General features: G+C 70.9%; 19 protein-coding genes. 11 read left to right on the top strand and 8 right to left on the bottom strand.

The genetic code is table 11. The annotated features are described in order from the left end of the window. The 10 genes from K330_RS0103710 (at position 1) to K330_RS0103665 (ending at position 14,772) form a co-directional block, all read left to right on the top strand. Positions 1-402: a GPW/gp25 family protein gene (locus K330_RS0103710; protein ID WP_029202282.1), complete on the top strand. Its 402-nt coding sequence runs from the start codon at positions 1-3 to the stop codon at positions 400-402. Further along, positions 399-4,655, top strand: a complete 4,257-nt coding sequence (locus tag K330_RS0103705) for a hypothetical protein (RefSeq protein WP_022920513.1) — start codon at positions 399-401, stop codon at positions 4,653-4,655. Before K330_RS0103710 ends, K330_RS0103705 begins: the two co-directional genes overlap by 4 nt. Position 4,656: 1 nt before the next feature. Further along, the gene (locus tag K330_RS0103700; protein ID WP_022920512.1) at positions 4,657-6,903 is read left to right on the top strand and encodes a baseplate J/gp47 family protein; all 2,247 of its coding nucleotides are present in this window, start codon (positions 4,657-4,659) and stop codon (positions 6,901-6,903) included. Further along, the gene (locus tag K330_RS0103695) at positions 6,900-7,682 is read left to right on the top strand and encodes a hypothetical protein (RefSeq protein WP_022920511.1); all 783 of its coding nucleotides are present in this window, start codon (positions 6,900-6,902) and stop codon (positions 7,680-7,682) included. The genes K330_RS0103700 and K330_RS0103695 overlap by 4 nt, the downstream gene beginning before the upstream one ends. Further along, positions 7,679-8,614 carry a hypothetical protein gene (locus K330_RS0103690; RefSeq protein WP_022920510.1) on the top strand — a complete coding sequence of 312 codons (936 nt, stop codon included), beginning with the start codon at positions 7,679-7,681 and terminating at the stop codon, positions 8,612-8,614. The genes K330_RS0103695 and K330_RS0103690 overlap by 4 nt, the downstream gene beginning before the upstream one ends. Beyond that, positions 8,611-9,924: a phage tail protein gene (locus tag K330_RS22445; RefSeq protein ID WP_022920509.1), complete on the top strand. Its 1,314-nt coding sequence runs from the start codon at positions 8,611-8,613 to the stop codon at positions 9,922-9,924. The genes K330_RS0103690 and K330_RS22445 overlap by 4 nt, the downstream gene beginning before the upstream one ends. Beyond that, a complete protein-coding gene (locus tag K330_RS0103680) occupies positions 9,921-11,912 on the top strand; it encodes a hypothetical protein (RefSeq protein ID WP_022920508.1) in 1,992 nt (663 codons plus the stop codon). The genes K330_RS22445 and K330_RS0103680 overlap by 4 nt, the downstream gene beginning before the upstream one ends. A gap of 207 nt (positions 11,913-12,119) precedes the next feature. Further along, on the top strand, positions 12,120-13,757 hold the full coding sequence (locus K330_RS0103675; protein ID WP_156875675.1) for a hypothetical protein: 1,638 nt from the start codon (positions 12,120-12,122) through the stop codon (positions 13,755-13,757). A 236-nt stretch (positions 13,758-13,993) separates the two neighbouring features. Next, positions 13,994-14,116 (top strand): hypothetical protein, encoded by a 123-nt coding sequence (locus K330_RS24465; protein WP_022920506.1) that lies wholly within the window; start codon positions 13,994-13,996, stop codon positions 14,114-14,116. A gap of 317 nt (positions 14,117-14,433) precedes the next feature. After that, a complete protein-coding gene (locus K330_RS0103665) occupies positions 14,434-14,772 on the top strand; it encodes a histone-like nucleoid-structuring protein Lsr2 (protein ID WP_022920505.1) in 339 nt (112 codons plus the stop codon). A 1,115-nt stretch (positions 14,773-15,887) separates the two neighbouring features. Here K330_RS0103665 and K330_RS0103660 read toward each other — a convergent pair. From K330_RS0103660 to K330_RS0103625, 8 genes are all read right to left on the bottom strand, one after another. Beyond that, a complete protein-coding gene (locus K330_RS0103660) occupies positions 15,888-17,129 on the bottom strand; it encodes a M20 family metallo-hydrolase (RefSeq protein ID WP_022920504.1) in 1,242 nt (413 codons plus the stop codon). After that, positions 17,126-18,022, bottom strand: a complete 897-nt coding sequence (locus K330_RS0103655; protein WP_022920503.1) for a ribokinase — start codon at positions 18,020-18,022, stop codon at positions 17,126-17,128. The genes K330_RS0103660 and K330_RS0103655 overlap by 4 nt, the downstream gene beginning before the upstream one ends. Continuing rightward, positions 18,019-18,960, bottom strand: coding sequence for a nucleoside hydrolase (locus K330_RS0103650; protein WP_268238277.1), 942 nt, complete (start codon positions 18,958-18,960; stop codon positions 18,019-18,021). The genes K330_RS0103655 and K330_RS0103650 overlap by 4 nt, the downstream gene beginning before the upstream one ends. Beyond that, positions 18,960-19,712, bottom strand: coding sequence for a glutamine amidotransferase (locus K330_RS0103645; protein ID WP_022920501.1), 753 nt, complete (start codon positions 19,710-19,712; stop codon positions 18,960-18,962). The genes K330_RS0103650 and K330_RS0103645 overlap by 1 nt, the downstream gene beginning before the upstream one ends. Before the next feature lie 15 nt (positions 19,713-19,727). Beyond that, entirely contained in the window at positions 19,728-20,798 is a 1,071-nt protein-coding gene (locus tag K330_RS0103640; RefSeq protein WP_022920500.1) for a phosphotriesterase family protein, read from the bottom strand. Further along, positions 20,795-21,796 (bottom strand): ABC transporter permease, encoded by a 1,002-nt coding sequence (locus tag K330_RS0103635; protein WP_022920499.1) that lies wholly within the window; start codon positions 21,794-21,796, stop codon positions 20,795-20,797. Before K330_RS0103635 ends, K330_RS0103640 begins: the two co-directional genes overlap by 4 nt. 7 nt (positions 21,797-21,803) lie before the next feature. Further along, the gene (locus K330_RS0103630) at positions 21,804-22,511 is read right to left on the bottom strand and encodes an ATP-binding cassette domain-containing protein (protein ID WP_202804493.1); all 708 of its coding nucleotides are present in this window, start codon (positions 22,509-22,511) and stop codon (positions 21,804-21,806) included. Between the two features lie 65 nt (positions 22,512-22,576). Continuing rightward, the gene (locus K330_RS0103625; RefSeq protein ID WP_040657634.1) at positions 22,577-23,548 is read right to left on the bottom strand and encodes a substrate-binding domain-containing protein; all 972 of its coding nucleotides are present in this window, start codon (positions 23,546-23,548) and stop codon (positions 22,577-22,579) included. Positions 23,549-23,716: 168 nt separating this feature from the next. Between K330_RS0103625 and K330_RS18955 the strand changes: the two genes are divergently transcribed. Continuing rightward, a complete protein-coding gene (locus K330_RS18955) occupies positions 23,717-24,718 on the top strand; it encodes a LacI family DNA-binding transcriptional regulator (protein ID WP_022920496.1) in 1,002 nt (333 codons plus the stop codon). Positions 24,719-25,001: the final 283 nt, after the last annotated feature.

Below are 25,001 nucleotides of genomic sequence, written 5' to 3'. Positions count from 1 at the left end.
GTGAGCGAGCAGGTGCTGGGCCAGGGGTGGGCCACCCCGGTGACCCTGGACGCGCAGGGCGAGGTGCGTCTGGAGGCCGGGGCGGAGAAGGTGCGGCAGGCGATCCGGCTCATCCTCGACACGCGCCGGGGGGAGCGCGTCATGCGACCCGACTTCGGCGCCGGGCTGGAGGACTTCCTCTTCGAGCCGGTCGGGACGACGACGTCGGCCCTCATCCGTCAGCGCGTGGAGACCGCGCTCATCGTGTGGGAGCCGCGCATCGACGTCCACGAGGTCGCCGTCGACGTCGCCGACCGCCGCAGCGGCCGGCTGCACATCACCATCTCCTACCGCGTCCGCGCCACCAACACCTTCTACAACCTCGTCTACCCGTTCTTCCTCCAGGAGGGGCGAGCGACATGACCCTGCCTCCGGCATCGGACCGCCTCCTCGGCCGGGACCGCGCCGCGATCCTCGCGGAGATCCTCGCGACGCGGACCGCCTACGCGCCCGACTGGTTGCCCGCGCGGGGCGGCGCCGGGCACGGCCTGGCGGACATCGTCGCCGGGCACCTCGAGCTGCTCCAGGCCCGCCTCGCGCAGGTGCCGGCGCACCGCCTGGCAGTCCTCCTCGACCTGCTCGGGGTCTCCCTGCGTCCGGCCCAGGGCGCCCGCACGCACGTCGTGCTCACCGCCGTGCCCCGGTCACCGGGCGGCCGCGTCCCGGCCGGCACCCGCATCGGCGCCACCGTCGCGGGGCGGGACGACCCGGTCGTCTTCGAGACCGTCGACCCCGTCGCCATCTCACCGGCCGCGATCGTCGAGGTCCACAGCGTCCACCCCGAGGCCGACAGCGAGCAGGACCACTCCACCGACGTGCTCGCCTCCCGGCCCCTCACCCTCTTCGGCGACCTGCGAGCGGCGGACCGCGAGCTGTACGTGGGCCACGACGAGCTGCTCGCCTTCGACGGGCGGGCCGTCGTCCAGCTCGAGCTCGGCGTCGGTGTCCCGGCGCCGTGGCCGCTCGTCCTGGAGTGGTCGTGGTGGGACGGCACCGGCTGGCGGGCCTTCGCGCCCCTCGCCGACTCGGCCCTCGCGGCCGGGGACGACGACTCCTACGACGCGACGTCTGGCCTCACCCGGTCGGGCACCGTGCGCCTCGTCGCCCCGTGCGCGACCTCCGCACCCCTCGAGCTCGACGGCCGGAGCACCCACTGGGTCCGCGGGCGGCTGACGGCGCCGCTCGACCTTCCCCCGGCGGCGCCGCTGCCGACCATCGACCGGCTCCGGCTCGTCGTCGTCAACGAGCACGGCCGGCTGCGCGTGCGCCGCACGACGACGAGCGGCGGCCCGACGCTGCGGGTGTGGTGGCCCGAGGCGCCGGGCGGGCAGGCGGACCGCCACCTCGTCGACGAGACGAGCGGCACCTCAGGCACCGGGCCCGCCCCCCTCGCCGCGGCCCAGTCGCTCACGGCCTACACCGGCCACAGCATCCGCATCGGGGTCAGCCCGAAGGGCGCGCGCGCCGAGGGGTCGACGCCCCCCGCCAAGGGGCACCCGCAGCCGGTGGCACACGACCACCCGGACAACCTCACCGCGCCGGTCCTCGCCGACACCGGCACCCACCTCGACGTCAGCGTCCAGCGGGGCCTGGTCCTGGACAAGGCGATCGCCGACCAGCGAGCCGCGGACCTGTCCAAGGCGTTCGCGCCGCTGGGCCCCTCGCCGGTGCGCGGGACGACGTTCCTCTTCGCCTCGGCAACCGCGACCGCGCGACCGGGCACCCGCGTCACACTCACCATCGAACGCCCGGTCACCGCCGCCGAGGAGGCCGACCAGCTCGGCGGGTCGCAGGCGGGCGCCGTCCAGCTGGCCGCCGAGCTCCTCGCCACCGCCCTCACGACCCTCGAGGGCGCGGGAGGCGTCTCGACGGCACTGTCCCAGGCGGACGCGACGCTCGCGCAGAGCCTGCCCACCCTGCTGAGCCCGGCCGCCGCCGGGTGGTACCCCGGCGTCCGGTCGCGCATCTCCGCCACCCTCCAGGAGCTGCGGACAGCCGTCGCGTCCCACGGCACGACGGCGGCCCAGGTCGACGCTGCCCGGGGCCAGATAGCCGCCTTCCAGAGCGGCGGGAACGCGACGAACGTCGCGCAGGCCGGCACCCACCTCCGCCAGGCGCGGCCCACCCTCGCCTCCGTGCTCGTCGACATCGCCGACGCCGTCGGCCAGCTCGCGCAGGACCCCTCCTCCCTCGCCGGGCCCCGCGCCGGCCTCGCGGCGGCGGTCCAGGGCGGCGACCCGGTCGCCGTCGCCGCGGCGGAGACCGTGCTGCGCACCGCCCTGACGGCGCTGCTCGCCACGGCCCAGCCCTGGCTGCCGGCGGGCTCGCTGCCGCCCATCTTCGACACCGACCCCTCCTCCTACGTGGCGACCGTGACGAGCCGGCTCACCGCCGCGAAGGGCTCGGTCGCCGCCGCGAGCACCCGGCTGGCCACCGCCGTCGGCACGCTCAAGGACATCAACGCGGCCAACCTCGTCGCGGCGATCGTGCCCGAGGCCTCGACGCGGCTGGTCCAGCCGGTCGTCGCCTGGGAGTACCACGACGGCGACCGGTGGCGCGCTCTCGGCGCCGAGGGCGACCCCCAGGTGCTGTCCCTGTCGGCGTCGGGCTCCATCCGCTTCACCGTGCCGGACGACATCGCCGACGTCGACGTCGACGGGGACGTGCGCCGGTGGCTGCGCGCACGGCTGGCCGAGGGCTCGTTCTCCAACCTGCGCTTCGTCAGCTGGACCGACACCAAGGGCGGGATCAACTACCTCCCCGTCGTCGAGCCGCGCGCGCCGATGGTCGACCGGATCGAGGTCTTCTACCGGCACGAGTCGACGCCCCGGGACGCCGGCGCCGTCGTCGCGCACGACAACCACGCATGGCGCGACCTCACCGCGGCCGTCACCTGGCCAGGTCCCGGCGGCACACCGTTCACCCCCATGACCGAGCAGGCACCGACGCTCTACCTCGGGCTCGACGGCCCGTTGCCGGCGGACCGCGTCGGGCTGTGGCTGCAGCTCACCGACCCCTCGCCCTGGGCCGAGCCCCACCGGCCGGTGTGGGAGGGCTTCACCGGGCGGGAGTGGGTGCACCTCACCACCGACGACGGCACGGACGGGCTGCGCCGCAGCGGCGTCGTCGGCGTGGTGTGGCCCGGCACGGAGGAGTACGCCGGGGCCGCCGTCCGCGGGGCTCTCGGCCGCACGATCACCCTCCAGGGCCGGGGCGCCGGCCTGCGGTACCGGCCTGGAGAGCTGCTCATGCTCACCGACGTCCAGAGCCAGGAGCCGGTCGTCGTCGACGCCGTCACCGCCGAGACCGTCACGGTGCGCGCCCCCCTGACCCGGGCCTACTCGGGGGCGCGGCTCGCGGCGGCGCCCCCGGCCCGCTTCGGCCGGCCCCGGACGTGGCTGCGGGCGGTCTTCGACGCGACGCAGCCCCTGCCCCGGGTCGGCATCACCGGCCTCGCCGCGCACGCCGTCGAGGTGGCGCAGGTGGAGACCCTGCACGACGAGGTGCTCGGCTCCGGGGACGGGTCGCCGGACCAGGTGCTCCAGACCCGCCGGTTCCCCGTCGCCGGGGACGTCTCGCTCGAGGTCCGCGAGCTCGAGGGGCGGCGCGCCGACCTCGACGCCGACGTCCTCACCCGCACCCTGCGCACGCAGGACGTGGACCCGCAGGCGGTCCGCGTCGAGCGCGACGCGCGGACCGGGCAGGTGACCGCCGTGTGGGTGCCGTGGCGGTCGGTCACCTCCCTCGGCTCGGCCGGCCCCACCGACCGCGTGTTCGTGCTCGACAACGCCAGCGGGCGGGTGATCTTCGGCGGCGGCGGCCACGGCCGCCCGCTGCCCGAGGGCCGGGACAACGTCCGGCTGCGGACCTACCGGACGAGCGCCGGCTCCGCCGGGAACGTCGGCCCGCACACCATCACCTCCCTGCTCAGCGCGGTCGCCGTGAGCGAGGTGACCAACCCCGAGGCGGCCTCCGGCGGAGCCGACGTCGAGGCCTTCCCCGACGCGCTCACCCGGGGGCCGGGGCTGCTGCGTCACCGCCGCCTTGCCCTCACCGAGCAGGACGTCGAGGCCATCGCACTCGAGGCCTCCCCGGCCGTCGTCCGGGCCAGGGCCCTGGGGGCCGTCGACCGGTACGGGCGCCCGTTGCCCGGCGCGGTCCGCGTCGTCGTCGTCCCCAGGGACACCGCGGCCCAGCCCCAGCCCGGTCCGGTGCTCCTCACCACCGTCCGGGCCGCGGTCGCGGGCGCCTCACCGGCCGTCGCCGCCGCCCGCGTCACGGTCGAGGGGACCGTCTACGTGCCGGTGGGGGTCGCGGTGAGCGTCCTGCCGCGGGAGGCCCGGGAGGCGGGCGAGGTGCGCGAGCGCGTCGTCCGCGCCCTCGAGACCTTCCTCCACCCGCTCCACGGGGGTGACTCCGGGACGGGGTGGGACTTCGGAACCGACGTCCACGTATCCGACCTAGCGCGCGTCCTCGAGGGGGTGCCTGGCGTCGACGCCGTCACCGACCTCGTCCTCGCGCGCGACGGCACGCCGACGGGCGACGTCGTCCCGGTGCCGCCCGACCACGTCGCCTGCGCCGGACCGCTCACCGTGCGCCTCGGAAGAGAGCGCTGACATGCCGCTCTTCCCGCCCGTCACCGACACGCTGCGCTGGCGCGACCTCGTCCGGCAGGGACGTGCCCAGCTGCCGATCGTCGCACCGGCGTGGACCGACCAGAACGTCAGCGACCCCGGCATCGCCGCGCTCGAGCTCCTCGCGTGGTCGGTCGAGGCCGACAGCTACCGCTCCAGCGCCGTGACCGACCGCGAGCGGCGGCTGCTGCTCTCCCTCGTCGGCATGCCACCCCGGGCACCGCGGCCGGCCACCTGCCTGCTCGGGCTCTCCTCGACCGCGGCGCGCATCCCGGCGGGTCTGGGCCTCTCCGGCCTGCTCGAGGAGGAGGAGACGCCGCTCACCCTGCTCGACGACGTGGCGCTCACCGGGGCCACGCTCGCGGTCGTCGCCCACGCGGCCCCGGGCGCAGGGGACGAGGAGTACCGCAGCGGTGCCACCGACCTCACGCGCGCGCTGACGGCGGGCCGCACCGTGCACCCGTTCGGCACCGACCCCCGGCCCGGGGACGCCGTCGTCCTCGGGCTGCTCCCCCCGGGCGGGTCCCTGTCCGGCACGCTCGACCTGTGGCTCGTCCCGGAGGCCGGGCTCTGCGGCCCCGAGCGCGCCGCCGCCGGCCCGGGCCACCACGACGCGCGCACCGGGTGGGAGGCGTGGGACGGCACCGCGTGGGAGGCGCTCGACGCCGAGGACGACACCGCCGCGCTCACCGCTCCCGGACGGGTCCGCCTCGAGCTGCCAATGGTGCCCGTGACGGTGCTCGGGGACCAGGCCACCGGCGTCCTCGCCGGGCACTCGTGCGCGTGGGTACGGTGCCGGATCGACGCCGGCCGGCACGACGTCGCCCCCGCGCTCGCGGCGCTCCACGTCGACGTGGGCGAGGCGGTCGCGACCGCGCCGTACAGCACGAGCGTGACCGTGCCCTCGGACGCCACCGTCTCGGGGGCGCCCTCCGCCGGCCAGCCGTTCCCGCGGGCCGTGGTCGGGCTCGTCTGCTCGGCCGACGGCCGGGTCCTCGCGCTGAGCCTCGACCCGCCGGGCGGCACGGAGGGGCTGCCGGTGGTCGACGTCGTCCGCTGGGTGGCCCCGACGGCCGGCACCTCGGGACGACTCGTCGCCGACCTCGCCGTCCTCGGCGTCGCCACCGGCGTGCCGGAGGAGACGTTCCGGCTGCCGCATCCGTGGTGCGGGCAGCCGCCGGCGCTCTGGGTGACCGAGCCGGACGGGACGACGTCCCCGGTCCGCGTCCTGCCCGACCTCGCGGTCGCGCACGCCACCGAGTACGCCGCCGCGCCGGATCCCGACGGGCTGAGCCTGCGCTTCGGGGACGGCCGCCAGGGCGCCACGCTCACGCCGGGCGCGACGGTGCTGGCGACCGGACGGTGGACGACGGCCCCCGGCCTGGGCGGGCTCACCCCGCCGACGGGCGTGCGGCTCACGGACGACGACCGGACCGCCGTGCTCCTCGGCGGCCACGTCGGCGCCACCCACGCCGCCCTCGTCGCCGGGCGGGAGTCCGGGGCACCGGCGGAGGGCACCCGCCAGGCCGCCGCCCGCGCCGAGGCCACGCTCATGGTCCACGACCGGCTCCGCGCGGCGGTCGAGCTCACCGGCGGACGCAGCCTGGACGACCTGCCCCTCGCGGCGGTGCGGCAGCTCGGGGTCCCCGAGCGCGGCGTCACCGCCCTCGACCTCGAACGGATCGCCCTGGCCACCGCCGGCACCGCACTGCGCCGGGCCCGGGCCCTGCCGGAGGTGGACCCCCGGCTGCCGGGTGTGCGCGCCGACGGGTGCGTCACCGTCGTCGTCGTCCCCGGGCTCCCGGTCGGCCGGCCCACCCCGTCCGCCGGCCTGCTCGCCCGGGTCCGCGGCCGACTCGCCGCCGCGCGCACGCTCGGCACCCGCGTCTTCGTCGTCGGGCCGGACTACGTGGAGGTCGGGGTGCGTGCCCACCTCGTCACCCGCCCCGGCAGGAGCGCCGCGGCGGTGGTCACCGAGGCCACCCGCGCGCTCGAGACCTTCCTCGACCCCGTGACGGGCGGCCCCGCCGGGCTCGGGTGGCCCTTCGGCCGCACCGTGCGGCGCACCGAGGTGCTCCAGCTGCTCGACGCGCTGGCCGCCGTCGACCGGGTCGAGCACCTCGCGCTCAGTACCCCGGGATGCCCGGACGGCTGCGGGGACATCCCCGTGAGCGGCACCCACCTCGTCGTGGCCGGGCGGCTCGACCTCACCGCCGGAGGACCACGATGACCGCCCCAACCCGGCTGCGCCACGTGACCGGTGCCTGGCTGCTGAGCATGGACCTGCGGGACGCGCCCGACCTGCCCGCGGCCCGTCTGGCCCAGCACCAGGTCGCCGCCCACCGGACTTGGGGCTGCTCGGCCGGGCTCGAGGTCGTGGCGCGGGGTGGGCGGGTGACTGTCACCCGGGGATTCGGGATCGACCGCTGCGGTCGCGTCGTCGTCCTCGCGGCCACCCACTCGGTCCCGGTGAGGGCGACCGGGCCGCTGGCCGTCGTGCTGCACGCTCGTGGGCAGGGACCGCAGGGCCTCGTCGCCGTGCGTGAGGCGGGCCGGCTCGCGCACCTCGACATCCCGCTGGCGACCGTCACCCCGCACGACGACAGCGAGGACGACTGGTGGCAGGTCGAGGACGGTGACGGGCACCGCCAGTGGCTGCGCCGCCCCGGCCCGATCCGCCGGCTGGCCGGGACCGTCCCGCGGGGCGCGCCGGCCACCGGCAGCGCGGCCGCGTGGAAGGTCGAGGTCGACCTCGGCGAGCACCGCCTGCCGGCGGACCCCGTCGTCGTCGGCACCCCCGCAGGGCCGGCGCCCGCCGGGACGCTCGGCACGACGGTCGAGGTCCGGGACGCGGACGCGGCCGGGTTCGTCCTCGCCGTCCGGTCTCGCTACCCCGCGCAGAGCACGACGGCGGCGGCCGCGCTCCACACCGCGCCGCACGCCGTGTCGTGGCTGGCGCTGGTCCCGGCCCCCCGTCCCACCCTGCCCACCGAGGAATGGTTCCGATGACGTTCGACCCGCTGTTCCCGGCCTACCGCCCGCAGTTCTTCCCCGGCCAGCTGCTCACTGCCGAGGACCTGTCCGCCGGGCAGGACGTCGACACCGGCCTGCGGCGGCTGCACCACCGGATGCTCCACGGCTGGGGCATCGCGAGCGGCCTCACCGTGACCGGGTGGCGCGGTGGGACCGAGGTCGCCCTCGGCGCGGGGTACGCGCTCGACGCCGAGGGCCGTGAGCTCGTCGTCGACGACCCGCTCACCGTGCCCGTCCCGCCGGTCGCCTCCGGCCCCGCCGGGGACCCGGTGCCCTTCGCGCTCGTCGTGCGCTGGACCGAGGACGAGGAGGCCGTCGTCGTCGACCGTGCGGGCGCCTGCGGCACGCGCGGCGCCGTGCGCCGGTCCGACGTCCCGACCGTCGGGTGGCTCGACGGCCCCGTCCGCGAGGGCCTCGACGTCGTCCTCGCCGAGGTCGCGGTGCACGGCTGCCGGCTCAGCCAGCCGCCGGACCCCGCGGCGCGCCGCCTGCTCAACCCGCCGCCGACCCCCTACGCGGCGAGCGGGGCGACGTGGCCCGGCTACACGCCGTGGCAGGCCAGGCAGGACGACGCCGGCCGAGTGTGGGCCGTCGAGACGGAGGTCGACACCGCCGAGGCCGGCTTCGGAGACGTCCCGGTCTACCTCGTCAACCTCGGCGGTGATCGCCTGCTCAGCGCCGCCGCGTCGCCGACCGGCGCGTCCTGCGTCCTCGACGGCGTGCCCCACGTGGAGGCGCCGGAGGCGGGCCGGTTCCGGGTTCTGGTGCCGCTGCCCGCCGGTGTCTCCGTGGCGGGGACGGCCGCCGTCGACGTCAACCCGCCGGCCGTCGTCGGCCACGGCGACCTGCTCGACGTCGTCGCGACCACCCTGGCGTGGTCGGTCCAGTGGATCGGGGTCCAGCGATGAGCGCCTACCGGTGGCTCGCGCGCGAATGGGCAGGGGCCGAGCACTACGGCACGGCCGTGGAGGAGGGCGCGCTCGCCCTGGCGGAGCACGACGGCGGGTACGGGCGGCACGGGGTCGCGGTGCTGCGGGCGGGCCGCCCCGACCCGGCACAGGTCGACACGACGACGGCGGACCGGTGGCGCCGGGTCGTGGTCCGGCTCGCCGAGCCCGTCACCGAACCGGCGTGGCTGAGGGTGTGGACGGTCGTCGTCGGGGCGGGGCCCCCGCCACCACCCGACCCTGCGGCCGACCTGCCCGCCCTCGGGCCGGCCGTCACCCCCGCCGACCGCTGGCGCGCCGCCCCGACCGGGGCGCTGGACGTCCGGGTGCTGGCCGCAGCGACCGGCGTCGGCGACCTGTGGGTGGGGCTCGAGCTCGGCGGCGCCGGCGGGGACACCCCGCGCGTCGCCGACGTCCTCGTCGAGACCGGCGACGACGGCCTCGTCACGTTGCTCCCACCGGCCTACCGGCAGACGACCGCCGGCGACGTCGACGACGGCGACGGCCTACTCGGGCGCTACCTCGGACTGCTAGGGGCGACGCAGGAGCAGGCGACGTCGGTCCTCGACGAGCTGCCGACGCTCCTCAGCCCCGCGGTGGCTCCGGACCGGGAGGACGCGCCGTGGCTGGGGCGACTCGCGGCGTGGGTCGCGCTCGACCCGGCCCGCCTGCCCAGAGGCGAGGACGACCGCCGCGAGACCGTGAGCTCCGCCGTCGAGCGGTACGCCCGCCGCGGCACCGCCCTCGGCCTGCGCGACCAGGTCCGGCGCGAGACCGGCCTCACCGTCGACGTCGTCGAGCCGCTGGCCCGCGCCCTCATCTGGCGCCTCGGGGCGGACCTGGGCACGAGCGCGCTCGGGCTGACGACCGGCCTGCTGCCGGCCGACCCGGGGCCGCCCGTGCTGGACACGACCGCGCTCCTCGACCGGTCGATGCTCACCGCCCCGGTGGACGCCGGGCTGCCGGTGCACGGCGCCCTGGCGCACCGCATCTGCGTCCACGTGCCCGACGGCTCCGCCGCGGACGTCGCCGCCGTGGACGCCGTCGTCCAGCGCGAGCGGCCGGCGCACGTGCTCGCCCGCACCTGCGCGACGACGCGCACCACCCGTCTGCCGGTGGAGGTCGGCACCGACGCGCTGCCTGGGACGGGCCCGCCGGGCCTGCCCATCGACGAGGCGCACGACCCCCGCATCGACGGCCCCGCCATCCGCCTCGGCACCGCTCGGCTGGCCCCCACCGACCCGTCACCCGCACCAGGAGACCCACGATGAGCGCGACCCATGGGATCGGCACACCCGCCACCGACTGCCGGTGCGACCACGACTGCACCTGCGACCCGCCCCGGCCGCTGGAGCGCAACTTGTTCTTCCCGCGCAAGCTCATGGAGGTCCGCCACTGGCGCGCGGAGCAGGCCTACCACCGGCGGGCGCGGGAGATCGTCACCCGCCTCGGCCTAGGCTCCGGGGTGCTGTGCGGGCTGGAGGTGACGCTGACCGACGACGGGACGCTCATCGTGGGCCACGGGGTCGCCGTCGATGGCCACGGCCGCGTCGTCGTCGTCCCCCGGGACGTCGAGGTCGACCCTGCCCGGCTGACCGACGCGTGCGGACGCCCCGGCGAGGAGCATCTCAGGACCGGCATCGTTACCGTGTCGCTGTGCCTCCACGAGTGCGGCACCGACCCGGTCGCCCTCCCGCCGGAGGGCTGCGCGGAGGATCCGCGTTGCGTGCCGTCCATGGTGCGCGAGTCCTTCGCCGTCACCGTCACGGAGGGCGCGACCGAGCGGGTCGGGATCCCCGACAAGGTGTGCAACGCGCTGATCGGGCATGTCGACGAGGAGGAGCCTTACACGGAGCATGACGACGGCGAGTACGACGAGGAGGACGAGGACGAGCACCCGGCACGGGAGGACCTGCGCCTGCTCCTCGACGACCTCGACCCGCGGTCGTGCGCGTGCGCCGAGGCGTGCGTGCCGCTGGCGACCGTGGAGCTGGACGACGACGACGGGATCGTCGTCGACACGAGCGTGCGGTCGGTCATCCGGTCCAACCGCCAGCTGCTCGACCTCATCCTGTGCCTCGCCGAGCGGGTCGAGGAGTGCTGCCACCCGCCGCAGGTCGTCCAGCCGCCGCGCATCACCGACCTCTGGCCACGGCCGGACGACCTGGACGAGGCGCTGAAGGCGTTTGCGGAGTCTCACCGCATCGAGCTCGCGTTCGACCGCGACCTAGGCGAGCAGGGCCTGGACGACCCGATGGCGTGGCTCGGCGTGTGGGTGCTCGACCCGGAGCACGGCGCCACCCGCCTCTCCCTCGCCCGCGCCGCCGGCGCGCTCGACCACGTCGCCCTCCCGCCGGGCGGGGACGGCGCCGCCTACACCGTCGAGCTACGGGAGGAGATGCTGCCGCCAGGCGCGTGCGTCGTCGTCATGGCGCGGTCGACGTCGCCGGGGCCGGTGCAGGCCGCGGCGACGGACCACCTCGCCCTCGACCCGGACCTCGCCGCGACCGGCCTCAGCCGGGAGCAGCGCCAGCGGCTGTGGGAGGTGGAGCCGTTCACGACAGACGGCGGCGCCGCCTCCTTCGCGGCGGACGCCGTCAACGCCCCGCTGCTGACCCTGCCAACCGGCAACGGCTTCGCCGGCGGCGAGCTGCACGTCGTCCTGCGGGCGCGCGAGCAGGTCGCGCTGCCACCGCAGCTGCTGGCGGTGTGGCCCCCCGGTGCCACGGCGTGGGAGTACGAGAACATGGACGAGGACGAGCTCCACCAGTGGCGCAGCTTTATCGACCAACCGCGGGTGGAGCTGTTCATCTCCCGCGCCCTGTCCGACGATGCCCTCGCCGCCCCGAAGGACTGGCTGCGCGTGTGGAACTTCGACCAGGACGGGGAAACGCTCTACTCCGCCCGGGAGATCGAGCTCGAGGCCGGCGAGGTCGTCACGGAGAACGACGGCGGAGCCCACTACCGCTTCCCGATGGTCCGGCCGGAGTTCATGTCCCGGGTCTTTCTCGTCCAGCTGCGCTCCACGCCCCCGGTCCACCAGAGGTCCCCGGTCGGACGGGACGACCCCGTCGTCCTGCTCGACGCGGACTTCGCCGGGACGGGGATCGACAGCCAGACCCTCTACCGACTGTGGGCCAGGGAGCTCTTCCCCGACGGGCTGCCGGCCTTCCTCCCACTGGCCACCGATGGGCAGACCCTGCACGACGGCACCCCCGGGGGCCTCGTGCATTGGGGCATGTTCATCCACCAGCCCTGACGACGACGAAAGGTGATGACGATGAGTGCACATGTAAGGACGGTCGAACTCGGCGTCGGTGAGTCGGGGCTCACGGAGGGATGCCGCGGCTGCGGCGGAGGCACGGCCGGTTGCGGCACGCACGGCAGGGACTGCGACTGCGGCGGGCACCGCTGCGCCACCTGCGGGGGCGCCAGCGAACGCCCGCGGTGGTTCGCCGGTCAGCTCGTGGGCCCGAGCGACCTCGAGGCGCTCCAGCAGTGGGTGATCGGGCGCAACCGCCGGCACAACCGGATGCTCCACGGGTGGGGCGTTGCGTGCGGCCTGACCGTCACGCAGACGCTTGACCAGCAGGGTGCGGCGCAGCCGTGGTCGGTGACGGTCGGGGAGGGCTACGCGCTGTCTGGCTGCGGTGACGAGGTGTGCGTCCCAGGACCGGTGCGGATCGACATCCGCCAGCCGCGCCCCGACGGAGTCGATGGATGCGCGCCGCCGGTTGACCCTTGGTGCGCCCCGGTGCGCCAGCGGCGCGATCCCGAGCGCACCTATTACCTCGCCGTGCGGTACGCGGAGGAGCAACGTCGTCCGGTGCGTACCGCCTGCGACTGTGGGTGCGACGACAACCCGTGCGAGTACAGCCGGGTGGGTGAGACCTACACCCTGGCGGTCCTCGACTCGCTGCCCGACTGCTACCAGGAGGACCTGCGCGAGCAACCACACCAGGACGTCAGCTACGCCGCCCCAAGAAACACGAGCTCCACCACTAACAAGACTTCGGCCGTGGAGACTTTGCAGGAGGCCGTAGGGTGCAGCGAGCGGATCCGAAGGCTCGGAACCCGGCCCTGCCCCGACTGTTGCTCCCCGTGGGTTGTTCTGGCCGACCTCAAGGTCGACACCCGGGGCACGGTCACGCTCGACCCGCTTTCGCACCGCCGCTTCCTCGCGTCCTTCGGCAGCTATGGGTTCAGCTGCACGCCCCGTTCGGACCACCTCCCGACCGTGACCATCACTCAACCCGAGAGTGGAGGCACCTTCCCATCGGCACACGAGACGGGGTTGGAGCTGAAGGCAAAGGCAAGCGACCCAGAAGACGGAGAGCTGTCCGGTGGTTCCGTGCAGTGGTTCGATTCCCACCACGATGCCCAACACGAGCCCTTGGGTGCAGGAACGTCGTTGACCACGACCCTAAGCTGGGACGACCAAGACAAACCGTACGAGCACACGCAGCACACCGTCCTCGTGGAGGCCACCGACTCCGACGGCCACGTCGCCGCTGACTCGGTGACAATCAAAGTGGGTCAACCGGCCCCGCCTCCCCCGCCGCCGCGCATCACGGCCTTCACACCCGCCAGCGGGGCCATGCTTCCCCTGGAATGGAACTCCAAACGACGGATAGAAGTGACCTTCGACGAACAGATGAACCAAGCCCAACTTGCCATCCCAGACCCGTGGTTCCGAGTTTGGGAGATTCATCCCGAGCACGACGTGCTGGGCATCAAATTCACCACCATCAAGAAGCTTAGCCTAACCCTCACGGGCTCGCCATCTGGAACAAAGACACTGTACGCACTCGAGGAGTCGCCATTCCAAGGATTTCTCTATCTGGTGCAAATTCGCCTCGGATCAGCGCTCCTGGGCGACAAGGGGCCACCGCGTGCTCTGGACTGCGATTTTGCTGGAACCAAGCTATCTGGCGGAGTCCTAGACGAGATCTGGTCCATGCCCGCCGGCACAGAACACCGAAAGGACAAGGGATGGTTCGACTGGAATGCGTGGAGTTCGACGTCAGCCGCCCTTCCGTCCGGCGACGGCACCGAAGGTGGGACCTTCCACCTTCTCTTCAACGTCCAAGCACCGATCAACTGATCATTCCTTGAGGGGCAGGTTGCTGCTCCGGCAACGGTGGAGGGCGGGAGCGCCAGCCGTGTCGGTGAAGCCACGCTCGAGGCGGCGCCGTTACTCCGTACATGCCGCAGGTGGCGGTGCAACGTCCCTGACCTCCGTGACCAGTGCACCGGCCGGGCTGTAGGACGTTCTGGACCTCGGCGCGGACAACTCCGCCCGGAACCTGCGACTCGTTCAACTGGGTCAAATTGCGGCTGATGCAGGGCAAGAAGCTGTCGCCGCTCAAGCTGTTCTTCGACAACATCGTCATCGTAAAAAGGGGAAACCGCATCGAGATCAAGGCGGTCTTCAAGGTGAAGGCCGTGGTCAAGGGCGACTAGGAGGCGACGGATCAGATCCTCAACCTGGATCGAGGTCCGCTTCACCAACGGCAGCCAGCTCGTGCTGCCCAAGGGCACGAGTCTGAACGAGCCAACGCTCGCCCCTTGTCCACCAAGACCGAGCTCGCGTTCACGCGGACCCCCAGGACAAGAACCGCGCCCGACCGTCACAGGACTCGCCAGTACCGCGGAGCGTCATCTCGTCACCACCGGGGCTGGGCTGCTCCGGTGGTCGGCGGCCGGGTGTGCTTCTTGGGGCTGAGGGCTCATAGTGCGTAAGATCAAACGTCATCTCCACACACCACGTAGGAGCCATAGTGGCGCAGACGGTCATCACCATCCTTGTCTCGGATCTAACCGGCAAGGAGCTGGGTGAGGACGGCCAGACCGTGAAGTTTGGCTTCCTCGGCGCTGACTACGAGATTGACCTCTCCCAGCAGGAGGCGGACGAGTTCGCCAACGTCATTCAGAAGTACACCGATGCCGCCCGTCGCGTTGGTGGCCGTCGTCAGTCCGGTGGCAGTCGTGGCAGCGCCCCGACCGACCGTGCGCAGCTTCGCAAGATGCGGGAGTGGGCGAACGAGAACGGCTACAAGGTGTCGAGCCGTGGCCGCATCTCCCAGGAGATTCAGGACGCGTACCACGCGGCTACCTGAGTTCGACCACACGCCCCCCGGCAGGCCTGAGCTGCCGGGGCGGGGGGAGGGGTCGACGTAGCAGGCGGTTTCAGACACCTCCTCCTTGTTGCGCCCGGCGTACGCCACTGGGTGTCGTCGTGTGCGGTGACCGCTTCCTCAGTGCCTGGAGCTCCGTCGGCAGAACAGGTCGCCCCGTGCTTTTACAGGGCGGCGGTGGCTGAATCGCGTCGACGTCCTCGGCAGTAGCCAACTAGTCCGCGTCGCCGGAGTCCAAGCCTGCGCGCCTGATCAAGTCGCTGTTGTGGAGCACGTTTAACCTCTCGACCAAGGCTTTCTCTAAGAAGTCACCGCGGCATCTAACGGAAGTGCGGGTGGGGAATGCACCTCCTACTGCCGGCATTGATGTAGATGACGGGAATCTCTCACCGAGCGGCCCCGGCTGCGGCGATGCTGACATCAGACCTCGCTGCGTCAGCAGTATGACCACTTGTCATTGCGCTGAGCCCAGGGGTTTCGCACCCCCCCCGCAACCTCCATCCCCTCCCCCCGCGCTGTCCTCGGGACATGGGCCTCAAAGCGAGGCGAGATGGGTACCTTGACGCGCAAGTTGCCCGACGCCGGAGCGGCCGAGTCTTGTGACAGCTGTGCGCCAGAAACTTTCCGGAAACGGGCAGTTTGGTTCACCACGAGGCAGGCTCCGCGATCTCGGCGCACCGCCCGAAACCGCGCAGTTGTGCGGATTTCGGGCAGTGCTGTGATGACAATCCACAGCGTGAGACACGTGAGTGGAGGCGGCGGGAAACGTACCTAGATCGCTCTGACCTGCGGCGATACGGGCCTTGAGTCGCGTGTGCCAGTTCTGTGACAGGCCTGCAGGGTGCATCTGCTCACTTCTGCCCCGAGGCAGCTGTAGCCGAGGCGCGACTGCCACTGCCCTACCAGCGACGGCTAAGCAGACACGTCCCCGTCCGCCGGCGACGTAGGGTTACACGTGTCACCTCTGTGCAGCAGTCCAGCAGTGCCTGCGACGCTGTGCGAGCGGCACGTCGCCGTGCAGTTCTGCCAGGTCACGGAGACTCGTCCGTCCACGAGGCCCGAAGCGCGACGACGGCGGGCATACCACTCCCCTGGGTTCAGGGTGCTTGGTCGCGCAGACGTACGGCTTCGGCGAGGACGTCAACGCCGTGCCCTATGTCCACCAAGTCGGTCCACTCCTCGGGACAATGGCTTCGTCCTGCCCTTGAGGGCACGAAGATCATCGCGCTTGGCATCATCGCAGACATCTCGACGCTGTCGTGCGTGGCACCTGAATACACGCGAAGTGCCTGGTGCCCGACGTTTGTTGCTGCGGCGATGGCGAGGTTCGAGAGGGCCTCATCCATCACTACGGGGACATCCGTCTTCCACATCAACTCGGAGCGGGTGCGGTGTCGTGCGTCCAGCTCGGGCACTGTCTGGGCGAGAGCTCGCTGCAGCTCGTGGAGCTGCCTCTCGTCGGGACTTCGGAACTCTCCTGTGACTCGAGCATCTTCGGAGATGGTGTTGGTCAACGGACTGGATGTGGTGACTGCACCGACCGTGCCGACGGTGTCGGTGCCGCTGGCCCCTATGCGTTGCACCGCCAGGACCGCGTCAGCGGCGCAACAGAGCGCGTCTGCGCGTGTCGCCATGGGTGTGGTGCCTGCGTGGTCGCGGCGTCCCTGCACTTCGAGCGCGAAGGTGCTGATGCCGCAGACGCGAGTGACGACACCGACACTTGCTCCCGCTTCCTCGAGGTGGGGGCCTTGCTCGATGTGGAGCTCGAGGTAGGCGGCGACGTCTCGACGGTCCCAGCGGGCCGATGCGACATGCTCCGGTGAGCGTCCACCGGCGGCCATGAGCTCGGCCAACGTCCGGCCCTCGTCGTCCGTGGCGCCTAGCGCCTGTGCTCCGAGCGTCCCTGCGACGGCTCGCGATCCCACCAGTTTGACCCCTTGAGGATTGCCTTCTTCGTTGGAGAAGTCGACAACTCTCAGTCCGTGCCGCAGCCGGACGTCTGAGCGTTGCAGCATCCGGATCACCTCGAGTGCACCCACCACCCCGACGATGCCGTCGAAACGGCCACCGCCAGGCACCGTGTCGCTGTGGCTGCCGATCACGATGTCCGGCGCATTCGGGTCTTGACCGTCCAGGCGACCGATCACGTTGCCTACGGGGTCGGTGGAGACCGACAGCCCTAGAGCCCGCATCTGTCCGTGGATCCAGTCGCGCGCAGCCGCGTCCTGTTCGCTGAAGCCGGTGCGGGACCAGCCGGGCAGATCGCTGTCCACGAGCGTTGACAGGTGGGCGATGCCGTCGCTGACCCATTGGGTGTCCGCGCTGTTGAGGGCGCTCATACCGGGTTCCGGCTCGACATCTGGGCACCGTGGAAGGTGGTGCTCTCTGCCGCGAGCGCGACGGCCCGACGGGTGGCGGTCACGAGGTCGCTGCCTTGGCTGAGTCCGTAGGCCAGTACGCCGCAGAACACGTCGCCAGCTCCGCTGGTGTCGACGGTATTGACGATCGGGGCAGGGACGTGCGTGGCTGCTCCGTCAACGGTCTGGAACACGGCCGCGCCCAGGGCGCCGAGCGTGACGACGACGGCGCCGCGGTACTCCAGTCCGTTGACGCAGTCCGTTACCTCATCGAGGGTCGTGGGCACCTCTCGGCCGGTGAGCTGCGCTAGCTCGGACTGGTTGGGGACGAGGATGTCGGTCAGCAGCAGGACGGAGGCGAGCCGATCTGCCGACATCATGGGCGCCGGATTGAGCACAAAGGTGCGCCCTGGGTTCTGCTCGGCAGCGGCCCGAACCGTCTCAAGCGGCACCTCGAGCTGGCACAGCACCACAGGTGCCTCGATCTCGGCCAGGACCTCATCGACGTGCTCGATTGAGAGCAGCGCGTTGGCGCCTGGGTTGACCACGATCAGGTTCTCGCCTGAGTCGTCAACGATCACGGTGGCCGTGCCCGTGGGGGCCTGGAGGAGGTGCGTCCCGGAGATGTCCACCCCGTGGCTACGCAGGCTCTCGCGCATCGTCTCACCGGCCGAGTCCCGGCCGAGGGCACCGATAAAGTGCACCTTCCCTCCGGCGGCCGCAGCGGCTACCGCCTGGTTCGCTCCCTTGCCACCGGGTGTGACACTGCTGCCGCTGGCAAGCAGCGTCTCCCCCGGCGCGGGCACACGACACACCCGAAGCGTGGTGTCGAGGTTCGCCGACCCAACGACGATGACATCGGCCTGTTTGGTCACGCGGCAGTCCCGAGCTTGTCGAGGGCCTCAAGCACGATGCGCCAGTATCGGTCACGATCGAGGACGGTGGCGACCTGGGCGTTGGGGGCCTGGTCGGGGTAACGCTCGTGCAGGTCCACCACGGTGGTGCCGCGGGTCCATCGGCCCTCGAGCTCGACCGCGAGGAACGCCTCACGCCAGGTGACAGCCCCAGGGTCGATGAGGGCCACGATCGTGCATGGGTCGTGGACCGGCGGCGCGTCGAACTCCCAGACCTTGCGGTAGGAGGCGCCGAAAAAGCCCATCCAGCCGGCGCAGATCTGGCCGACGCTGTGTTGCATGTCAGACATGCGCCGGACGACCTCCGGGGTGGCCAGTGCCTGGTGTGTCAGGTTCAGGCCGATCATGCGGACCGGCACGCCTGTCTGGAGCACGACGTCGAGGGCCTCGGGGTCGGCGTAGGTGTTGAACTCCGCCGTCGGAGTGTGGTTTCCGCGTTCGGTAGAACCGCCCATGAAGATGATCTCGTCAATGCGCGGGGTGAGCTCGGGGTGCTGCTGGAGCAGGCGGGCCACGTTGGTCATCGGCCCGGTGACGGCCAGGGTGACCTTCTCATCCGAGTTGCGCAGGACGTCGGCGAGCAGCTTGACGGCGTCCTGGGCGACTACCTCCATGCCTGGCTCGGGCAGGTCAGGCCCGTCCAGACCGGAGACACCGTGGACGTAGTTGCCGAGGGCCACTTCGCCGGTCAACGGCCCAGAAGCACCCTGCGCGACGGGTATGTGCGTCGCGCCGGCCAGGGTCAGGATCCGTAGAGCGTTGCGGGTGGCGTCCTGGACCGAGCAGTTGCCGAAGCAGGTGGTTACCGCTCTTAAGTCAAGCGTCGGGGAAGCCACGGCTAGGAGCAGGGCGAGGGCGTCGTCGTGCCCGGGGTCGCAGTCGATGATCAGGGGGCGCATCATCGGATCTCCTCGCCGGCGAGCCAGCGCAGCATTCCGCCCACGAGGGGGGCGAAGCCGTCCCAGTCCAGGAACGGCTGGGGGCACCAATGCGGGCCGATGTCGGTGGACCACGCGAGGCTGCGTCCCCGCCCGACGCTCTGGGTGGCCAAGAGGACGTCCTGACCCACCGTGGCGATGACGTCGGCATCATCCTTGGCGTGGACCTCGTTGTAGCCGAGCAGGTGCGGCGCCCCCTGCAGGAGACTGGACAGCGGGTGGTCGGTCTGCGCGACCGAGACCTCGGCCCCCTCGGGCGCCTCGATGCGGTCATCGCAGGTCAGCATCGTGACCGGCAGCACGTCCGCGAGCGGGCTGCGGGCGAAGTTGGCCACCGCGTTGATGCCCTGGAAGCTGAGGTAGCCGCCGGCCATCATGAGCCCGCCCCCGGCGTTGGTCCATTCGACCAGGGCCTTGAGGGAGTTGGCGCTGCGCTCGCCCTTGCTCCACGTCTCGGGAGTCAGGACGAAGGAGTTGTACCCGATGTCGGAGATGATCACCACGTCGTAGGCGGACAGGGCCTCCACGGTGCGGGGGAACCTGGCCGGGACGTCGTGACCGTACATCTGCTCGACCTCGATGCCCTGCGAAGCGGCCGCCTTGATAAATGCGTCGGCGCCGGTGTCGAACGTGGTGCTGGTGAAGGTGTCGAAGCCCTTTTGGTGGGTCTCGTGGACGACCCAGCTTTCGCCAGCCAAGAGCACGCGCGGCATGAGTTCTCCTTTGTCTTAGGTGGATCTGCCCATGAACAGGGCTTGGGGGTTATGGACGAGCAACCGGTCGGTGACCTCAGGGGTCAGTCCGTGTCGGTGCAGGCGCGGAACGAAGTACTGAAGGATGTGGCCGTAACCCGGGCCACCATGGGCGCGCAGGAGCGACTTGAGGAAGATGTCCTGGGAGATGAGCAGCTGATCGATCCACCCGCGCTCGACCAGGCGCGTCAGCCAAGCGGCGTTCTCCTCATCGGAGGGACATTGCACGCCTTGGTCGGCGTAGAAGACCTCCATGCCGATCATGTCGTACTGGACCCATGCACCTCGGCGTAGCAGCTCCTCCTGGTAGGCCAGGTCGGCGCCTGAAGGACCCATGTGACACAGCACGACCCGCTCGGGAGGCACGCCGTGCGCCTCGGCGACGTCGAGCACCTCATGACCCCGCCTGAACCAGGCCGGCAGATGCACCTGCACCGGTAGACCAACCTCTCGCTGGGCGAGGAAGGCCCCGGCAAGACTGCGTCGCTCAGGTTCGGGGAACTCGGCGCCGACACCGATCTCGCCGATGATCCCGGGCCGGGCGCCACCGTGACCTTCTTGGAGGTCGTCCAGGATCTGCGCGGCGATGGCGTGGGCGTCAAGATGTTGCATTTGAGGCGGGTGACTCGGCGCGAGGTAGTAGCCGGTGCCGGCGACAATGTGCACGCCGCTGCGCTCGCTCACCGTGCGCAGGTCGCGCAGCCGTCGCCCGGAATTCATGCTGGTCGTGTCGATGATGGTGCACCCGCCCAGGCCGCGGTAACGCTCGACCTCAGCGATCGCCACGTCGATGTCATCCAGGCGACAGTTGTCCAGATTGCCGAAGGGGTCGTGTCTGAGGTCCCACAGGATGTCTTCGGACACGGGGTGCCCGGCGTACGCCTGAGGGTCCCAGCCGCGCGAGCTGGTGGTGTGTGCCCAGGACGTGACGTCGTTGAGGACGTGCTCGTGCGTGAGGGTGACGCCCATGTCGTGGACGGGGATCGGCCCCCGGACGGTGACGACCTGTGCCTTGGCCGACGCGGACGCAGGTTCGGCGGTGGTCACTTCCGTGTCCCGGAGAACCGTCCAAAGAGCTTGGTGTTCATCAAGATGGCCAAGACCAGGATGAGCCCCTGGACGATCGGCACCCAGTACACGTCGACGCGCAGCAGGACCAGGCCGTTGCTGATGATGCCCAGGGTCAGGGCGCCGATGGCCGAGCCGATGACTGAACCCCGGCCTCCCATCAGACTGGTACCACCGAGCACGACGGCCGTGATGACCTCGAGCTCGAACATGGTGCCCGAGTTCGGTGACCCACTGGCCAGGCGGGCGGCGGTGATGACGCCCGCGAGTGCGGCCGCGAACCCGGTGAGCGCCAGGACGCCCATCTGGATCTTGCGGATGTCAACGCCGGCACGACGAAGGGACTCGGCGTTGGAACCGACCGCGATGACGTATCGGCCGAACCGGGTGTGGTTGAAGACGTACCAGGCAAGGGCGACGGCTGCGATGGCGATCCAGGTCGGGGTGTAGAGCCCCAGCAGCTTTCCCTGCCCGATCGGCAGGAGGAAGGTCGACTCGATCGGCGTGCTGTATCCCTCGGTGACGAAAAGTGCCAAACCGCGGAAGGCCGTCAGTGCAGCAAGGGTGACGATGAAGGACTGCATGCGGCCGTAGGCCGCAAGGGCACCGTTGACCATCCCCACGACCAGTCCGAGCACGAGCGTGCCCAGCAGGGCGACCAGCGGTTTGCCGGTGGCTGCCCACATCCCGAGCAGCGCGGCGGACAGGCCGAGCACGGAGCCCACCGACAGATCGATCTGGCCGGTGGTGATGACGAAGGTCATGGCCATTGCGACGATCACGGTGGGCGCGATCTGGCGCATGACGTTGACGAGGTTGTCGGCGGTGAGGAAGGCGTCCGCACGAACGGAGAAGAAGAGGAAGAGCAGGACGAAGACGACAGTGATCGACAGGACGCCGAAGTGGCGGCTGACGAAGGTCAAGAGGTGTCGCTCGCGCTTTCCTGCGGTGGGCACGGTGCTGGTGGTGGTCGTCACGAGGCGCTCACTTTCCCATCATGGCGGTGACCAGTTCGGTCAGATCGGTCTCGGCGGGGTCGAGCTCACGGTGCAGCACGCCCTCGTACAGGACCACGAAGCGGTCGCACACCTCGAAGAGGTCCTGCAGGCGGTGAGTGATGAGCACGACGCTGACGCCGCGCGCTGAGACGTCGCGGATCAGCTGCAGCACCATCTCGACCTCCTTGGCCGCCAGTGCAGCGGTCGGCTCGTCGAGCACCAGAACCTTGGGGTCGAAGGTGACCGCCCGGGCGATGGCGATCGCCTGCCGCTGCCCTCCGGACATGTTCCCCACCTCCTGGGAGGTGTCCGAGATCCGGATGTGCAGCTTCTTGAGGTCCTCAGCAGCTTCCGCATGCATGCGTCCGTGGTCGAGGCGGCGGCTCCACGGCTGGTAGATCTCCCGGCCCAGGAACAGGTTGGCCGCGACGTCGAGGTCGTTGCACAAGGCCAGGTCCTGGTAAACCATCTCGATGCCCGCGGAGCGAGCGGCCCGCGGACCTGAACCGGTCATCTCCTCACCGTCGACGAGGATGCGGCCTGAGTCGGGCGTGACAGCCCCAGCCAGCATTTTCATCAGGGTGGACTTGCCGGCGCCGTTGTCACCGACGAGGCCGATGACCTCACCGGGGGCGACCCGGAGGTTGACTCCCCTGAGCACCGACAGGGCACCGAACTTCTTGCGGATGTCCACCATCTCTACGCGAGCAGTGGGTGTCATGGGTTCAACCTCCGGGTCGTTACGCATCGGGATGGGGATCAGTTGAAGATCGCCCGGTACTCCTCGACGTTCTCCTGGGTCACGATGTCGATCGGGACGTCGATGAACCCCTTGGGCTCGGCTCCGTCGAGGATCGCCTTGAGCTCGGTGACTGCCTCCACACCCTCCTGACGGGGGTTCTGCTGAATCACGGCATGAACCAGTCCGCTGTCGATGCCAGCGATGACCTCCTTGGTCAAGTCCCAGCCGACGATCACGGTGTCGCTGTCGGGGCTCAGCGCCGAGACGGCACCGACCGTGGCCGGCTCCCCCGTGGTGTAGACGAAGTCGAGGTCAGGCTGGGCGGTGACCAGGTTCTGGGCCGCGGTCGCGGCCTTCTCCTGCACGTTGTCGCCGTTGACGCTCTGGGTGTACTCGGCACCGGCGGCGTCGATCACCTCGCGGAAGCTGTCCTCGCGCTGGTTCTGGATGAAGGAGTTCTTCGCGTCCACCACGCCGTAGCTCTTGCCCTCGGCCATGCCGTTCTCGATCAACCACTCGGCCGCCTCCTTGCCGGCGGCCTCGTTGTCGACACCCACGAACGTGTCCACGTTGTCGAGCTGTGCGTCGATGGCAACGACCGGGATGTCCTGGTCGCGGGCAGCGTCGACCGCGGGCCCCACGCCGTTGACGTCGATGGCCACGACGATGATGCCGTCGACACCTTGGCTGACGAAGTTCTCGATGTCGCTGCTCTGCCGTGCGGAGTCGTTGTTGGCGTTGGCGATCGTCAGCTCACAGCCGAGCTCGTCAGCGGCCTCCTGGGCGCCCTCGTTCATCTGGGTGAAGAAGATCGCGGTCTGGTTGATCTGCGTCATGCCGATCGTGCAGGAGTCGGACGAGCCGTTCTCACTCCCTGCAGCGGCGTCGGGGGTGGTCGGCTCCTCGTTCCCGGTGCTGCATGCAGCCAGGAGCGTCGTAGCCAGTGCTGCGGCGGCGAGGGCGGTGAGACGGGGACTGGTCGTTGTCATGATGCCTCCATGCGGGATCCTCGGAAAACGTTTACCGAGCGGGTGGGGACACGTTAGCCTGTCCACCACCCCCCTTGGCAAGAGGTCTCCTCGCTAGATTCGGTCACGATCCGGTCACGAGACACAGAGGCGCAAGGGGTGACGACAGAACGAGGCAAGGAGGGGTGGATGCCTGACAAGCGGGTCACCATCAAGGACGTCGCCGCCCACGCAGGGGTCTCTCTTGCGACGGCGTCCAGGGCCCTCAGCGGTACTCGCCCAATGTCCGAGGAGTTGCGATCCCGAGTCATGGCCAGCGCCGCGGAGCTCAACTACCAGGTAAACCTCCTGGGGCGGGCACTGCGCCAGCAGCGCCACCCCGTCGTGGGTCTGAGCGTGCCCGACCTGGAGAACCCGTTCTTCGCATCCCTCACCGAACACATGAGCCGTACGATGCGAGCCGCAGGCTTCGAGCTACTGGTCTCCAGCGCCGGAGGGTCGGTGGAGGCCGAGGCTGAGGGCGTTCGCGCCTTTCTCGGACGACAGGTCCACGCCGTCGTGATCATCGCATGTGACGAAGCGCAAAGCGCGGAGACCGTCCAGTTTGCATCTTCGAAGGCTCTGACGATTCAGTTCGACCGCAGGGTCGAAGGAGCCCCGGCGACGTTTGTCGGCTGCGACAACCGATACGGCATGGACCTCATCGCCGAACACATCCTCACGACCGCTCCACCAGCAAAGGAAGTCATTTTCGTTGGAGCCGGCGCAAAGTCATCGTCGGCAAGAGAGCGCCTGCAAGGCTTCGAGCAGCACTTCCCCGGCGCCCGCACCATGCTCGGGACCTTCTCGCTGGCCTGGGGAATCACTGCGGCTGAGCAACTCATCGCGGAGGGGACCCACAACGCGACTCTCGTAGCTGCGGCAGACATCATCGCCCTAGGTCTGATCTCGGGACTGCGCAGCCACGGCATCCGCGTCCCTGAGGACTTCCGTGTGATCGGCTTCGACGGCATCGGGCCGGCCGCCTTCGCCCATCCCCCGCTCACCACCGTCCGTCAACCCGTCGAGGACATGTGCGCATCGATCCTTGACCTAGTCCGTGCGGACTCCAACGATCTCGATCCAGGGGCATCATCGCCCCATGGCAAACAGGTGCTGCATTACGAACCGAAGCTGGTCTGCGGCACCTGATTACGCAAAGGCAAGGGCGGCCGTCCGAGACCCCCTGACACGCTGTGGATTGCACCGTTCCGCAGGCAGACGCGGGGCTGACCAAGGAACTCTGGCCACTCCCACCCAGTGATCCGCCGACTTCTGCCAGCGGCCCTGTCACAGACGAGATGTAGCACCCTCGCGGTGACTGTGGGCCACACCGCCAACGCGAAAATGGCCCATTGGGTTCCTTGACGCGCAGCCCCCCACTCCTCCCACGCTTCGCAGAGGCGAACCCTCTAGTAGTGGAACTGCTGCCGTG

This window comes from Ornithinimicrobium pekingense DSM 21552, assembly GCF_000421185.1.
Lineage (GTDB): Bacteria > Actinomycetota > Actinomycetes > Actinomycetales > Dermatophilaceae > Ornithinicoccus > Ornithinicoccus pekingensis.
This window is presented reverse-complemented; position numbering and strand designations above follow the sequence as displayed.